The sequence below is a fragment of the Natrinema sp. HArc-T2 genome (assembly GCF_041821085.1).
Classification (GTDB): Archaea; Halobacteriota; Halobacteria; order Halobacteriales; family Natrialbaceae; genus Natrinema.
The window spans coordinates 70,984-85,395 of record NZ_JBGUAZ010000004.1 but is presented as its reverse complement, the minus strand read 5'-3'; the positions used below and the strand labels follow the sequence as shown (position 1 = coordinate 85,395).

Annotated in this window: 13 protein-coding genes; 6 read left to right on the top strand and 7 right to left on the bottom strand. The window is 64.2% G+C overall.

What is annotated here, in order from left to right; all coding sequences use genetic code 11:
* Positions 1 to 223: 223 nt before the first annotated feature.
* Positions 224 to 922: a hypothetical protein gene (locus tag ACERI1_RS11190; RefSeq protein WP_373618244.1), complete on the bottom strand. Its 699-nt coding sequence runs from the start codon at positions 920 to 922 to the stop codon at positions 224 to 226.
* Positions 923 to 1,015: 93 nt separating this feature from the next.
* Between ACERI1_RS11190 and ACERI1_RS11185 the strand changes: the two genes are divergently transcribed.
* Together ACERI1_RS11185 and ACERI1_RS11180 are read left to right on the top strand one after the other, a co-directional pair.
* Positions 1,016 to 3,619, top strand: a complete 2,604-nt coding sequence (locus ACERI1_RS11185) for an RND family transporter (RefSeq protein ID WP_373618243.1) — start codon at positions 1,016 to 1,018, stop codon at positions 3,617 to 3,619.
* Between the two features lie 139 nt (positions 3,620 to 3,758).
* Positions 3,759 to 4,004 carry a hypothetical protein gene (locus tag ACERI1_RS11180; protein ID WP_373618242.1) on the top strand — a complete coding sequence of 82 codons (246 nt, stop codon included), beginning with the start codon at positions 3,759 to 3,761 and terminating at the stop codon, positions 4,002 to 4,004.
* A gap of 39 nt (positions 4,005 to 4,043) precedes the next feature.
* Here ACERI1_RS11180 and ACERI1_RS11175 read toward each other — a convergent pair whose 3' ends face one another.
* Positions 4,044 to 4,943: a DUF6293 family protein gene (locus tag ACERI1_RS11175; protein WP_373618241.1), complete on the bottom strand. Its 900-nt coding sequence runs from the start codon at positions 4,941 to 4,943 to the stop codon at positions 4,044 to 4,046.
* A 278-nt stretch (positions 4,944 to 5,221) separates the two neighbouring features.
* Between ACERI1_RS11175 and ACERI1_RS11170 the strand changes: the two genes are divergently transcribed.
* Entirely contained in the window at positions 5,222 to 6,865 is a 1,644-nt protein-coding gene (locus ACERI1_RS11170) for a PQQ-binding-like beta-propeller repeat protein (RefSeq protein WP_373618240.1), read from the top strand.
* A gap of 22 nt (positions 6,866 to 6,887) precedes the next feature.
* Here the strand turns inward: ACERI1_RS11170 and ACERI1_RS11165 are convergent, their stop codons facing one another.
* The 4 genes from ACERI1_RS11165 to ACERI1_RS11150 all read right to left on the bottom strand — a co-directional run bounded on the left by ACERI1_RS11165 (position 6,888) and on the right by ACERI1_RS11150 (position 9,688).
* A complete protein-coding gene (locus tag ACERI1_RS11165) occupies positions 6,888 to 7,115 on the bottom strand; it encodes a hypothetical protein (RefSeq protein ID WP_373618239.1) in 228 nt (75 codons plus the stop codon).
* Between the two features lie 48 nt (positions 7,116 to 7,163).
* Complete coding sequence (locus ACERI1_RS11160) at positions 7,164 to 7,799, bottom strand: hypothetical protein (protein ID WP_373618238.1); 636 nt, start codon at positions 7,797 to 7,799, stop codon at positions 7,164 to 7,166.
* A 132-nt stretch (positions 7,800 to 7,931) separates the two neighbouring features.
* Positions 7,932 to 9,410 carry a sodium:solute symporter gene (locus ACERI1_RS11155; protein WP_373618237.1) on the bottom strand — a complete coding sequence of 493 codons (1,479 nt, stop codon included), beginning with the start codon at positions 9,408 to 9,410 and terminating at the stop codon, positions 7,932 to 7,934.
* Entirely contained in the window at positions 9,407 to 9,688 is a 282-nt protein-coding gene (locus ACERI1_RS11150; protein WP_373618236.1) for a DUF3311 domain-containing protein, read from the bottom strand. Before ACERI1_RS11150 ends, ACERI1_RS11155 begins: the two co-directional genes overlap by 4 nt.
* A gap of 286 nt (positions 9,689 to 9,974) precedes the next feature.
* On the opposite strand from ACERI1_RS11150, the gene ACERI1_RS11145 reads away from it, so the two are divergent.
* The 3 genes from ACERI1_RS11145 (at position 9,975) to ACERI1_RS11135 (ending at position 12,749) form a co-directional block, all read left to right on the top strand.
* The gene (locus ACERI1_RS11145; protein WP_373618235.1) at positions 9,975 to 10,763 is read left to right on the top strand and encodes an ArsR/SmtB family transcription factor; all 789 of its coding nucleotides are present in this window, start codon (positions 9,975 to 9,977) and stop codon (positions 10,761 to 10,763) included.
* 342 nt (positions 10,764 to 11,105) lie between these two features.
* Positions 11,106 to 12,500 carry a DNA primase DnaG gene (dnaG, locus tag ACERI1_RS11140; RefSeq protein ID WP_373618234.1) on the top strand — a complete coding sequence of 465 codons (1,395 nt, stop codon included), beginning with the start codon at positions 11,106 to 11,108 and terminating at the stop codon, positions 12,498 to 12,500.
* 63 nt (positions 12,501 to 12,563) lie between these two features.
* On the top strand, positions 12,564 to 12,749 hold the full coding sequence (locus tag ACERI1_RS11135; protein WP_373618233.1) for a hypothetical protein: 186 nt from the start codon (positions 12,564 to 12,566) through the stop codon (positions 12,747 to 12,749).
* Between the two features lie 293 nt (positions 12,750 to 13,042).
* Here ACERI1_RS11135 and ACERI1_RS11130 read toward each other — a convergent pair whose 3' ends face one another.
* The gene (locus tag ACERI1_RS11130; protein WP_373618232.1) at positions 13,043 to 14,368 is read right to left on the bottom strand and encodes a TIGR00297 family protein; all 1,326 of its coding nucleotides are present in this window, start codon (positions 14,366 to 14,368) and stop codon (positions 13,043 to 13,045) included.
* Positions 14,369 to 14,412: the final 44 nt, after the last annotated feature.

Sequence of the window (14,412 nt, the reverse complement as noted above, 5' to 3'; positions counted from 1 at the left end):
TGGTTGGCGCTCGTCCATATGAGTCGTTGCTCGGTGAATGCTGATCGGCGACAATACATCCGTCGAAACGGGGTGGGGAATGCGGGGCTATGGAGCCCCTACGAAAACGGTGCCACGCGGGCCGTCGAACGGGCGGACGGGTGCCGCGATGCACTGGTTCATACGTGCCTCTTGCCCCGTCAACGGTGTTAGGTGTTTCGTCGCCCGGGTTCGGCCATCGCTATCAGGTGCCGTCCGCGTTCGCATCAGGCTCCGACTGGCAGGCGGTCGGGTGCTCGTCAGCGTCCGCCTCGAGGACGAGCTCCGCTCTCGAGTCGGTCACGTGCCGCAATTCACCTTCGAGATACGCTGCCAGCCGCTCGAGAAAGCCGTCCGTGAGCTGGTCGGCGTCCGCGCCAACGACCGTGATTCGGTCGAGGCCGGTCGCGTCGTAGTCGCCTTGCATGACGACCGAAAACAGTTCCCGCGGGGTGACCGGCTCGCCGGCCTCGAGTCGCGAGACGACACCCGACAGTGAGGACTCGACCGTCGTCTCGACGTCGAACGTGAGATCGACCGAGACGCTCACGTCGTGATCGGTCGCCGCGAGGTACTCCTCGGAGCTTCGGACAGCGGGCTCGAGAACGTCCTCGAAGCCGACGCCGTGGGTCTCGAGGCCGAGATAGGTGAAGGCGATCATCGCCCGAAGTCCGTCGAGGAACTTCTCGTCGGTCGCCGTCCGCTCGAACACCTGCCGGCGGTCTTTCTCCGGAAGCGTATGCAACAGCAGATCGAAATCGAGTGCCGCTGCGTGGATCCGTTGACGGATTCGTGCCTCCGCGTTTCGTTTCGACTGTTCGTGGCTCATCTCGCGTTCGCCGAGCAAGTAAGCGCGGTCTGCGGGAGTGAGCACGCCGCGTTCACGATCGATATCGGTGTTCATAATCGGAAATCGATTATAGCGTATCGGTTTCCATCCGAAACGCTATGAAGGCCCCGATCCGAGAGGCGACTAGTGATCGAGCGTGAGTGACACATGAGCGGTTCTATCGCGACCCGATACGCGGAGACGATCACGGCACATAGTCGCCTCGTGATCGTCCTCGTCGTGCTTCTCACCGGCGTCGTTGCAGCCGGCGCGGCGATGGGGTCGCCCGAAGCAGGGGAAATCGGCCAGTTCGAGACTGACTCCGCAGAGACTGCCGCACTCGAGGAGATCGAAGCGACCTACGGTACTGACGACGCGATCGTCTCACAGCTCGTCGTCCGCGACGAGGGCGGCGACGTGCTCACGCGTGACTCGTTGCTCGAGGGCCTGTATCTCCAACGGGACGTCCGCGACGACGCCGATCTGAACGCGACGCTCGGGGAGCGTGGATTCGTCGGCCTCGAGAACGTCGTCGCGACGGCTGCCGTCTACGAAGACCGGGCGGCTGCTGCCGACGGGCCGCCGGATACCAGTGCACCCACGCTCGACGAACAGATTGCAGCCCTCGAATCGCGCTCGGACGCGGAGGTCGAGGCGCTGCTGGCCGACGTGCTCGACCCCGACGCCGACCGAGGCGGGCAGGGTCCACAGGAGCAGGGTGCTGACCCCTACGAGTTCCTCCCGAGCGACTACGAACCGGGCGCGACCGATGCCGACGCGCGCATTACGTTCCTGTTCCAGGTCGACGAGAGCGGCCCAAACGAGGACCCACAGGCTGCCTACGATGCACAGGTCGAAATCGACGAGCGCGTCGATGATCGGTTCGCCGACGCGTTCCTCTTCGGGCAGGGCGTCACTGACGAGGCGTCGGCGAACGCCGTCGGCGATAGCTTCGCGATCATCACCCCCGTCGCGCTCGTCCTCATCCTCGTCGTTCTCGGCGTTACCTATCGCGACGTCGTCGACGTCGTGCTCGGGTTCGTCGGGATCGCCGTCGTGATGGCGTGGGTCGCCGGCATTCTCGGCTGGCTCGAGATACCGACGAGTCAACTCCTCATCGCCGTTCCCTTCCTGCTGATCGGACTGGGGATCGACTACTCGCTGCACGTCGTCATGCGCTATCGGGAGGCGAGAGCGGGTTCCAACGAGCACGCGGCGACCGAAGACGTACCCCAGCGCGCAAACGGCGGCTCGTACGGGCCACGCGGCGGGATGCGTGTCGGACTCGCGAGCGTCGTCCTCGCGCTCGCTGCGGCGACGGTGTCGACCGCCGTCGGCTTCCTTTCAAATGTCATCAGCCCGCTGCCGGCGATTCAGGACTTCGCCGTGTTGAGCGCCGGCGGCATCGTCGCAACGTTCGTCGCCTTCGCAGCACTCGTCCCGGCGCTCAAGGTCGAACTCGACGACGTTCTCGAGGGCCGCTTCGGTCGTGACCGAGCGCTCCCGCCGTTCGGGATGGGGACCGGGGTCGTCAACCGCGTGCTGTCGGGGCTTGTCGGGCTGGTCCAGCGGGCACCGACCGTGGTCGTCCTCGTCGCCCTCGTCCTCGCCGCTGGCGGGGCCTACGGCGCGACCGACATCGATACGGAGTTCAACCGGGCCGATTTCCTCCCCGAAGACGCGCCGGAGTGGGCGAAATCGCTGCCTGGCCCCCTCGCTCCGGACACGTACACGATCAGTGACGAGGCGGCCTACCTCGGCGAGCACTTCGCTGGACGCGGCGAGGGCAGCCAAACGCAGGTACTGATACGCGGAGCCGTGACCGATCCGGAGACGCTCGCAGCGATCGAGCGCGCGAGCACTGCGGTCGACGACGAGGGCACGATCGTCGTCCGAGCGGACGGACGGGCCGCAATCGAGGGCCCGCCGTCGGTCATCCACGAGCTAGCAGCTACTAACGAAACCGTCGCAGCCGCCCTCGAGCAGCGAGATACTGACGGCGACGGGCTGCCCGACGAGGACGTCGCCGGCTTCTACGACGTGCTCTTCGATGTCGCGCCGGAGCGTGCTGGGGAGGTCCTCTACCGAACCGACAGCGGAGAGTACGAGTCGGCCCGCCTGCTCGTGACCGTTCAGGGTGACGCCGCCGCCCAGCCCGTCGCTGACGGCACGCGAGCGCTGGCGACCGCCATCGAAGCGAACGGCCCCGCGAGTACGATCGCGACGGGCGGACCTGTCACGACCGCGGTGATCCAGGATGCGCTGCTCGAGACGCTGGTTCAAGCGTTCGCCGTCACGCTGGTGGTCATTTTCGGCTTCCTGACGCTGCTCTACTGGGCTCGTCACGGAACGCTCACGCTCGGGACGGTCACGCTCGCACCCGTCGTTGCCGCGCTCGCGTGGCTGCTCGGTGCGATGGCGGCCCTCGGCTTGCCCTTTAACAGCGAGACGGCGGTCATCACGAGCCTCGCGATCGGTCTGGGGGTCGACTACAGCATCCACGTCGGGGAGCGGTTCGTTGCCGAACGCAACGAGCGGGATTCACTCGATGAGGCCCTTGCAGCGACGATCACCGGCACCGGCGGCGCCTTACTCGGCAGTGCGGCGACGACAGCGGCTGGCTTCGGTGTCCTCGCGCTGGCGCTTGCGCCACCCCTCCAGCGGTTCGGGCTGGTCACGGGTCTAAGTATCATCTTCGCGTTCGTCGCCTGTCTCACTGTCTTGCCCTGCCTGCTCGTGCTTCGGGAACGACTGCTCGAGCGAGTCGCTTGAGCCGACCATCCCCGTGACCGTCGCGGCGGGCGCTCCTCACTCCGGGGATGACTTCGGAATCAGAAGCGCCGAAGTAGCGTGAGTGGCTAGGTTCGAGTATGATGACCGACGGCGACCGACTCGAGGGGGCCGATCGACTGTGAGTTTCCTGTCACGGCTGCGGGCGCGCGTTCGTTCCCGGTTCGATGACTGGCGCTGGTGGTACGCGCTGCGCGTCGGCAGTGCGCCGAACTGTGCCGTCTGCGGGAACGAGGCGGCGTGGATCGCCACGTCGGAGAACGAACCGCGCTGCTTTCAGCACATCCCGGCAGAGGGGGAGGAGGCGATCCGCGATGTCCGGCCCGAGGATTGTTTTACCGACTGGGACGAGCCCACAAGCGAATAGCGTAGTCGGTTTGCGACACGACACCGGTGTAAACACCCGTCAGGCGTCAGAGTCGGAGTGGGCTCGTACCCACAGTTCGCCGATCCGGGAGAGTCTGGTCCGATAGGACTTGCCGTGTTCCTCGCGTTCGATGTATCCTTTGCCGCCGGGACCCAGCCGATCGACGTTGTAGATGACTTTCGACCGGAAGCTGTCGGTGTACTCCTCGTTGAGCTCGCGCGCCAGCGATTCGGCGAGCTCCGAGACGGAGTCGAACTCGCCGCCTTCGCCGAGTTTGTACAGGATCAGTTCCTCGAAGGGCTTGACGTTCGAGAAGGAGGCGACCGGCAACTCGACGATGTGCTTGCCGTCGATTTCCTTTGCGCCGATAGTCGTCCCCCGCTCGTCGAACTCGGCCAATAGATCGCGCGCGCTCTCGAGGCGGTCCGCGATCCGATCGTCTTCGATCCCGTCGCCGTCCTCGCGGAGGTCCTCGAGTAAGGCGATCTGTTCGCGCAGTTCCTCGGCGAGTTCGGTCTCTAAGTACTTCTCGGGGGCGGTATAGTAGGTATGAATCCCTTCGCGGTCTTCCTCGCGTTCGACCATCAGCGAGTGGGCAGCGTTGGCGAAGGCAAAGCTGACGGTCCGGGGCATCGCAGCGACGTTGACCCAGACCTCGTTGCCGGCATCGAGTTCCGCTGTAATGAGTTCGTAGGCCTGCTCGAAGGCCTCGTCGTAGTCGTAGACGTCCTCTAAGACGAACCGCTCGGTTTCGGCTCCCAGCAGGTTCCGAAAGTCCGTCTCGAGTTTCTTCGAGAGGTGTCGAGAGTATTCGACGTTGGCCTCGCTGCCGACGGCCCCCTCGAGCAAAATGACGCTGTCGACGTCGATCTGATCGCGCACGAGCGGCGCGATCAGCCGGTCGTAGTCGAACCCGACCGGGACGATGTGGGTTTGCATATGCGGTACGGAGGGGCTGTGGTTATAAAAACCACCAGAATCTACGCCGTTCGATGTCTCATCGTCAGGGTCACTGGTTGGACGCAGTCTGAATGTGAATTAGCCGATTATTCGGCTATTATATCACTCCCATCACCCGTTTCAAACACAACAGTACTGGAATTACTGATACTGACAGTCGAGACCTTCGACTCTGATTCCCTCTCTGAGGCTATGGGTTGCGATGAAATTGTCCCTAACAACCCTATAGCGATAGGGTCAGCCACACCGCTTCGAGTATGAACGATTGGCAGCGACGGTCATTCCTCGCTAGTAGTGCAGCGCTCGCGGCCGGTGGGATTTTCGCCACTTCAGCGAGTGGAGAAGAACGGGATGCCGAGCCGTCGAATCCGGTCACCGATTCAACGGGCTGGTCGTCGTATCGAGGGAACGCAGCGAACACGGCATCCGTCGAGACGGCTGCGAGCTCGGAACTAGACACGTTCGCCTGGAAGTACGAGGAAACCGGTGACCTCGCTGCCGCCAACGGAAGGGCGTACCTGAGAACTGACGACGGAGCAGTGCACGCCCTCGATGCAGGAACGGGGGACCTCGAGTGGAAACGGGAGGATCTCAACGTCGACGGAACGCCCGCGGTTGCCAACGAGACGGTCTACGTCACCGGAGAGCGGTTGGTCGCGCTCGACGGCACAGCCGGCGAGGTGGTCTGGGAAGTCGAGTTCGACAGTAGCGAGTCGGTGACGCAGCCGACAGTCGCACACGAGACGGTTTATGTCGTTGCCAATGGATCGCTCTACGCGATCGACGCACACGATGGGTCGGTGAACTGGAAGTACGATTCAATCGAAATAGCTGCTTACCAGGGAATGGCAATGGACTCGGAACTAGAAGAACGGTCGTTCGATTCGATATCCGCCGCCGTCGCAAACGAAACCGTATACGCCCATACCTCACCGGAGGCGCTCGTCGCACTCGAGGCAACGACAGGAATCAAGCTCTGGACCGCAGATTTTCCCAAAGGTGGGGGTGGAGAACCGATCGTTGCGACGGAGGAGACGATCTATGTGAAGAATCTCGAAATAGGACACCGTGTGACGGTCTCCGTGACCGAGTACGAAGGTGATGCCGAACGACTCCTCGGTCACGACGGCGAGGTGCCGACACGAACGACTGGGGACGCCCCGTTCGCAACGTCGAACGAGGTGCGGCTCTCCCGCCCACGGATAAGCGAGCCGCTCGGTGCCTGGGACTACGAACGCGGCGAGTACCGCTGGAAATACGATGTGTTCTCGGGGATCTTCGCCTTCCGCGCCCCGGTTATCGCTGGAGAGACGGCCATCGTCTCCTACCATCCACCCTCGGCGGCCGAAACCGACGAGGCGAAGAAGTTCTTCGAGGAGTTCGGGAGTGAACCAGCGATTCTCGGGCTCGATCTGACGGACGGATCAAAGAAGTGGGTGATCCCGTACGAAGGCGCTGGAGACGTCAGCGTCCACCGAAATAGCTACGAGCCCCCCTACGTCGTCAGTGACGATGCACTCTATCTCACCACCAGCGATGGACTGTTCGCCATTCGTTCGTCCCAAGATGAGACCACCCACGAGTCCCGCGACGGCGAATCGAGCGGTGACACAGAAGACGGCGAGACCGAGACGGACGATCGGGAACGCACTGGCGACGATTCGGACCAGAACGAACCCAGCATAGAAACTGAGCCGGATACCGGTTCAACCGACACCGAAAGCGTTGGCGACGCTCAGCCCAGTCAGGACGACGTCAACGAAACAAACGAGAGTGATGTCAACAGTGATGCCAACGCCGATGACGTTCCCGGCTTCACCGGTGGTGCGAGCGTCGTCGGCGGTACGCTCGGTCTCGAGTGGCTTCGTCGTCGAGCACCCAGGGACGAAACGGACGAGTAAGTGAGGAATCGTCGTTGCCGCGCTACTCGATGAGCGGCATGACGATACCGAACACGAACGGCGAGGCGAAGCCGATCGCGAAGCCGATGATCGTCAGCGCGAAAAACAGCGTGTTCTCCCACTGGGGAAGCGATCCGAACATCGCGTGGCCGACGAGCTCGCTGCCCGTCCCGACGACGAACAGGGCGAGCCCGAGGAGGAAGCCGGTCTTTGCCAGCTCCGGGTAGTCGTGGCCGCTATAGTGTGCCATAGCGACGCATCGATGGTCGGCCACCTAATCGTTTCGACAGCAGCGCGGTCAGTCCTCCGTCGCCTCGAGTTTGAGGCCCCGAAACAGGTCGACGATCGCCTCCCGGTCGCGGGCCGGATTGATATCGAGGGCGGCCTCGAGAGTGGCTGGTTCGTCGGGCGCCTCGAGGGGCACCAGCCCGCCGGCCATGACGTACGTGTCGGCGGCAGGCCAGATAGCGACGTGGGCTTCGGCGTCGATCGTTGCAGCCTCATCGTCGCCGTCGTCGTTGTCAGCTGCCGCGTCGTCGATCGGATAGGCAGCCTCGAAAACGGTGAGATGGCCGACGGTGCCGTCCGGGCGGTCGATATGTTCGCTTGCGCGTTCGTCGCCGACGAGGATCCCGTCGTCTTCGATCGTCTCGACGAACCCGTTGCGTGCTTTCGGGGCGGCCATTCCGAGCGCATCGCTCGGAGAGAGTCCCATCGTCGACAGCGGTGGGTCGAGTTCCAGTTCGATGAGAAACAGCGATCGGGCCGGAATGGACCCATCTGTGTGGAGTTGCTCGAGTGCGTCGGCGGTCGGCTGGTGTTCGAAGACGGTCGTCTCGGCGGTGATCGTCATGAGCGCGAGCCGTCGGTTCTCGGTCTGCGTGCCGAGTTGGCGCCAGTCGTCGGCGACCGCAGGTGGGAGATCGATCGTCATGGTCGCCGGCTATGCAATCGGGACCGTTCAGGGTGGCGATTCGACTCGGTCATACGGACTCCTCTCAGTCAGTGCCGGCGCACCCGCGACCCGTCCTGCGGGTGCGCCGGTAACCAGTGATAGCAGACCGTATCAGTCGGCACCGAGGCCGTCGAAGTAGATCGCGCGTTGTTCGTCGGCTGCCGGCGAGGTGACCAGCGAGACGGCGATGGTGATGAGGAGGCCAAGCCCCATCCCGACGAGGCCGGCCGACCAGCCCGCGTAGGACCCCGGCACAGCGGCGACGAAGAGACTCGCCATGTAAAAGCCCTGGCTCGCGAGGATGCCGGCGGTGATCCCGGCGCGCGTAACCTTGCGCCAGTAGAGGGCAAGCAACACCGGTAGTGCGAGCTGGGCGAAGCCGCTGAAGGCGGCGTTGCCGAGGTCGAACAGCGTCGCCGGCTGAAACAGACTGGCGAAGAAGGCGGCAGTCGCAAAGACCACGACGCCGCCGCGGGCCAGCAGCCCTTCTCGGCTGTCGGAGAGAGTTCGGTCGACGAACGGTCGATAGAGATCCCGCGTGAAATACGACGACCCCGATAGCAACATCGAGTCCGAGGAGGACATCATCGCGGCCATCGCCCCGGCGATGACCAGCGCGGCGAACCAGGTCGGGGTGTACGCATCGAGGATCAGTGGCAGGACGTTCGCTCCCTCGGGAATCGAGACCTCGAGGCCGGCGGCCCACGCCCCGAGCATGAACGAGGGGACGAACAGCAGCACACAGAGGATCGGCCAGAGGGCAAAGGAGCGCTTGAGCACGGCCTTCGAGCCCGCGGCGAAGAAGCGCTGGTTGACCTGCGGGAACATCGCGACGCCGAAGCCGATCGTGATCGCTGTCGAGAGAATCCACTGGGGCGTGTAGTATCCGCTGCCAAGCGAGAGGTAGCCGGCGGTGTCGGGCGTTGACGCGAGTGCTGCGGTCGCTGCGCCGGGGCCGCCGACGGCTGCGAGCACCCACAGCAGCGCGACCCAGGTGGTCACGAGCATGAACGCACCCTGGAGCGTGTCGGTCCAGGCGACCCCGCGCATGCCGGCGGCGACGACGTAGAGGATCATGAACACCGTGATCAGGCCCGCACCCAGTTCGTAGGACACTACGCCGTCGGTGAGCGCCTCGAGTGCCGTACCAGCGCCGACCTGCTGGAGCATGACGTAGGGGAACAGCCAGAGCAGGCTGACGCCGGCGACGAGCCCGCGGAGCCACCGTGATCCGAAGCGGTCGCCGAGCATCTCGCCGAGGGTGACGTAGCCGTACTGCTGGCCGAGCAACCACTGCTTGTAGCCGATCACGTACCAGAGGATGGCGAAGATGATGCCGTCCATCAGCCCCATGACGAGGATCCACTCGGGCCCCTGTGCGTAGGCGATGTTCGGGCCGGCGAAGAAGGTAAACGCCGACAGCAGCGTCGCGAACGTCGTAAACAGCAACACGACTGTGCCGAGCGTGCGACTCGCGAGATAGAAGTCCTCGGCGGTGCGGTCGGTCAGGCGATAGGCGACCAGCCCGACCGCGAGCGCAAGCAGGAGGTAGCCGACGATGATCGCCAATTGTAGTGTGACCGCCCTCATGGCGACTCACCGCCGGTTCGTGGCTCTCGAGCCCGACCGGGACCGCCCAGTCGCTCGCCACCGTCATCGTCGCCCGCCGATTCGATGCCGATCCCCCAGGCACGCTGGGCGAAGAGCCAGAAGATGATCGACGCCACGCCCATCCAGCCGACGTGCCACCAGAGCCACACTGGCAGCCCGGCGACGACGGTCGCCGATCCCCACAGGAACCACGGCACCGTGAGTCCGGCGAGGACGACCGCGACCGCGATCCAGAATCCCAGTTCGTTCCGGTGCATATGTGATCGTCCCGCTCGATATGGGTAGTTCTTTCTGTTCGAACTCCGCTATCGAAGAGATTTGTTCATCGATACGCCGTCGTCGGCTCGCCGATTCGAGAAATCGGTGATCGAAACGAGTCACACTGATCGCACAGTTTGCGGCTCTCGCTCACGGTGCTCGCTCCGACCCACGCTCCAGTCGTATGATCAGGGACCGTGACGATCAGTTGCGACGATAGCTACAATCGATATTTCATCGAGGAAAAAACGTATATGGGTCTGCCAGTGAGTACGAATCGATTGTATGGCCCGGCTGTTCCCCTTTCGCTCCGAGACGACGACCGAGGAGGGCCAGCCTCGCGTCGTCGATCTCGAGGGTGAGGACGCCGATGCGGTCTTCAGCGCCCTCTCCTCGACGACGGCTCGGCAAATCTACGCACGCCTCGACGAGGAACCCGGAACGCCGAGTGACATCGCCGACGCGATCGATTCCTCCATCCAGAACGTCCGGTATCACTTAGAAAACCTCGAGGACGCCGGGCTCGTCGCGGTCGTCGACACCTGGTACTCCTCGCGGGGCAACGAGATGAGCGTCTATGCGACGACGGACGGGCCGCTGATCGTCACCAGCGACGAGTCGCGGGCAGCGAAACTCAAAGCGGCACTCTCGCGGTTTCTCGGCGGGATCGGCGCGCTCGCAGGGGGGAGTTTGCTGGTGCAGTACACACTGACACGCTGGCTCGCGCCGACTGGAGCGACCGGCGAGTCACAATCGGGTGACCCGGATGGCGGGGGCCAGTCGACAGGCTCGGACCACGATACGAGCACCTCGACCGATGGCGGCGACATCGGAATTACCGACGTGAACGGAAGCGACGGATCCAGTAACGGGGCGAGTTCGGATGCGGCGAGCGCGTCGGATTCGGCACTGGACGCCGGCAGCGAAGCGGCGAAAAACGCGAGCGACGGCGGGGACGCGGTGGCGGAGGCGGTGTTTGCAACTGTCCCGCCTGGCCTCCTCTTCTTCCTCGGCGGGCTCGTCGTGTTGCTCGCGGTCGTGCTGTACTGGTACTGGTATCGACCGGCGTACTGATACGGACTCCTGTCAGTCAGTGCCGGTGGGACCGCAGGACGGTCGCGGTCCCACCGGGACATCGGTACAAGAGACCGTATGAGCGAATGGCGCCACACATCCTCCGACAGACCCGATTCACCGACCGTCTCCAACTGGCCGGCAGCGTCGGCGAGAGGAAGATACCGTGTCGCGCTCCATGACTGGTGGCCATCAGTAACACCGAACTGATGACAGTCCACTCGCCCGCACACGGTATCCAGAGGTCAACAGCTATTTGCCCCCCACGAACCAAATCATATATAAACCGGTCTCTGGACGCGATTCCCGCGTCACCGCGCCCCTCCCGGGGACAGATCTCCAATGGAAGATACGTCGAAATACCTCATTCACGCGGACGTTACGGCTGACGGGGTCGTCGAGCGGAGCGACGTCGTCGGCGCAATCTTCGGGCAGACCGAAGGGCTGCTCGGCGACGAACTCGACCTCCGCGACCTCCGGCAGTCTGGCAAAGTCGGTCGTATCGATGTCGAAATCTCGAGCACTGGCGGTCAGTCCCACGGTCAAGTCACTATCGCGACGGGCCTCGATAAGGTCGAAACCGCCACGCTTGCGGCCTCGCTCGAGACGATCACGCGCGTCGGTCCCTGCCGAGCCGATCTCGAGGTCCGCAAGATCGAGGACGTGCGCGCTGCGAAACGCAAGGAAGTGGTCGATCGCGCGAAGGAACTCCTCCGAACGGGCTTCGACGACTCGATTATGTCCTCCGACGAGATCTTAGCGGAGGTCCGCCAGCACGTCCGCGTCGAGGATATCACCGAGTACGAGGGCCTGCCCGCCGGCCCACGGGTCACCGACAGTGACGCCATCATCGTCGTCGAAGGCCGAGCCGACGTCCTCACCCTACTCAAGTACGGCATCAAAAACGCCATCGCGGTCGAAGGGACGAGCGTCCCCGACGCCGTGGCCGAACTCACCCGTCATCGTACGGTTACGGCCTTCCTCGACGGCGACCGCGGCGGCGACCTCATCCTCGAGGAGCTCGCCCAGGTCGGTGACATCGATTACGTCGCGTTCGCTCCCGCCGACAGCTCCGTCGAGGAACTCGACCATCACGAAGTGTTCGCTGCCCTCCGGAACAAGGTCCCCTACGAGACAGTTGCGGAGTTAAACGAGCCTCGAGAAGCCGTCGCCGCCACCGACGGCAGCACGACGCCGGCACCGCCACCGACCGGCGACACGACCGCGCCACCGACGACGGAGTCCGACCGGACAGATACCCACGACTCAGCCACAGAGCCGGACGCAGCCACCGACGCACGTGACGAGGCCAGGGCGACAGCGGCGAGTCAGCCACAGCCGGACACCGCCGACGTGGTGGCCGGTTCGGAACCGGCACAGTCCGACGACGCGACCGCTGCCGAATCAGACGCTGACCGCGGCCCTGAAACGATCTACGGACACGCGACCGAGATCGTACGGGCGAACTCCGATCGTGTTCGGTTTCTCGACGCCGACGCCACGCCGATCGACGAAGCCGACGCGAGCGACGCCTACGAGGCACTCGACGCGCTCGAGGCGGTGCCGACGACGATCGTCCTCGACGAAATCCTCGATCAGCGCCTGCTCGATCTGGCAGCCGACCGTGGCGTCGACCGGATCATCGCACGCTCGCTCGGACAGTTCACGAAACGACCGACCGACGTTCGGGTCCACGCGATCGACGATGTCGCCGAGCAGCGCCCGGACGGGGAATGACAGCAGGGTTCACCGTTCGCCTGGTCCGAGCCGTTCATATGCTGTCGGTCCTGAGCGACGACTATGACGCCCCCAGCATATGTCGCAGTCGCACTCCTCGGCGCCTGGGTCTGGATGATGTTCTGGGCGACAACAACCGACAACACGCCGGACTCACAGTCCGCAACTCGGGTCGATCCTGTCGACGATCGATTCGGCTCCTCCGAGACGACACCCTCGGAGACTACGTTCCACACTGCAGACGACTGAGACGGGCTGCTGTCACGACTTCCCGGTGCATCCGCCGCCAGTCCTGCGGTCTCACCGGCACTGACTGACAGGAGTCCGTATGAAACGGGCTGTTGTCACTGTCCCGGCGCATCCAGCACCATGTGTGATACGCGCTGAGACGAGAGTCGATCACAGCCGCCCTGCTGGACTCTCCTATGTTTTGCTCCGTCCAGACGCAGCGCCACCGTCGCTGACGAGGGGCCGTTATACCGGTCGCCGACTCTCAGAAACGATACTGTCGCGTCTCCGTCTCTGGGCGATCGATGTCGCCGTCAGCCGAAGACGGCACCGGTCAACACCAGCAGGGCACTGACGAGCGCACCCGACAGCGTCGCGAGGAAATTCACGCCCTGATTGCCGAGTACCGATCCCTCGAGCGTCGCGCCGAGCAGGCTATCGACGGTCATTCCGGCGATCCCTGCGGCAAGGATGATCGCCGCGCCGGCGGCACCCACTTCGGGGAACAGCCCGGTAGCGATGGCGGCGACGATGGCTGCGCCGGCGATACCGGCGAGTTCACCCTGCCAGGTGACGCCGCCGTCAGTGCCGGGAGCGACCGGCTGGAGGGTCGTGATCAGTCGCGGTCGGTCGAAGACGCTCCCGATCTCGCTCGAGAGAGTGTCGCTCATCGCGGTGGCGATCGAGCCGGTAAAGGCGAATAAGAAGAGCTCGGGTTCGTGGGGGAGCAAGCCGGCGTCGCTGGCGGCATAGCCGAGGACGGCGACGAGTGCGACCGCGGCGTTGCCGAGGACGTTGCCGCTTCCACGGGCGCCGTTGTTGTCCTCGGCGACGCCGAGTTCCGTCTTTTCCTCGTAGCGGAACTTCGTCGAGAGGCCGCCGATGGCGAAAAAGGAGACGAGGACGGCAAACCAGCCGTAGCCGCCGAGGACGGTCGTCAGCAAGACGAGCAAGACGCCGGTGAGCATCCCCGCAATGGAAGCGGTCTCGAGGGCATAGGACGTATAGCCGAGTACGACGGTGACTGCAAGCGCGATGAGGAGTTCCGTCGGGCCGATGGTCGGCTCGAGTTCCGCAAGCAGCCACAGCAAGAGCCCGACCGAGAGGACGACGATGGGGTCGTCGGAGCGCAACAGAACGTCACGCAACAGCGCGGCGAGAAACGCACCGCTGGCCGCCAGAAAGACCATGAGCGGCAGCGCCGAGACGACGGCCTCGCCCGCCAGCGAGCGAGTGATGGCCTGGCCGGCGACGGCTGCGGCGGCTGCCGTCAGACAGAAGCCGACGACGCGGACGACGGGGCTGTCGGTTCGCAGCCTGATGAGTTGCTCGCCGAGGTTGCCGTAGCCGACGAGCAGGATCGTTCCGACGAAGATGGCGACCGGCATCGATGCGGCGGTCGCCATGAGTCCGAGCGCGACTGCCGCGAGGACGAACGTGATGAGTCCGTAGAGCCGCGAATCCTCGTAATCGCCCGGGTAGGCAAGTAGGTCGAACAGCGGGCCGTCGGTGATAACGTAGGCACCCAACAGGACGGCGCCGGCGATCGCAGCTCCGACGCGCGGGCTAGCGAGCGGAACGACAAGCGACAGCGTACAGAGGGCTGCGAACACGCCAGCTTGCCGAACGGGTGCCGTCACGATATCGGTCCCTTTCTGTGGCGATTACTTCAAGGTTCGTGAAC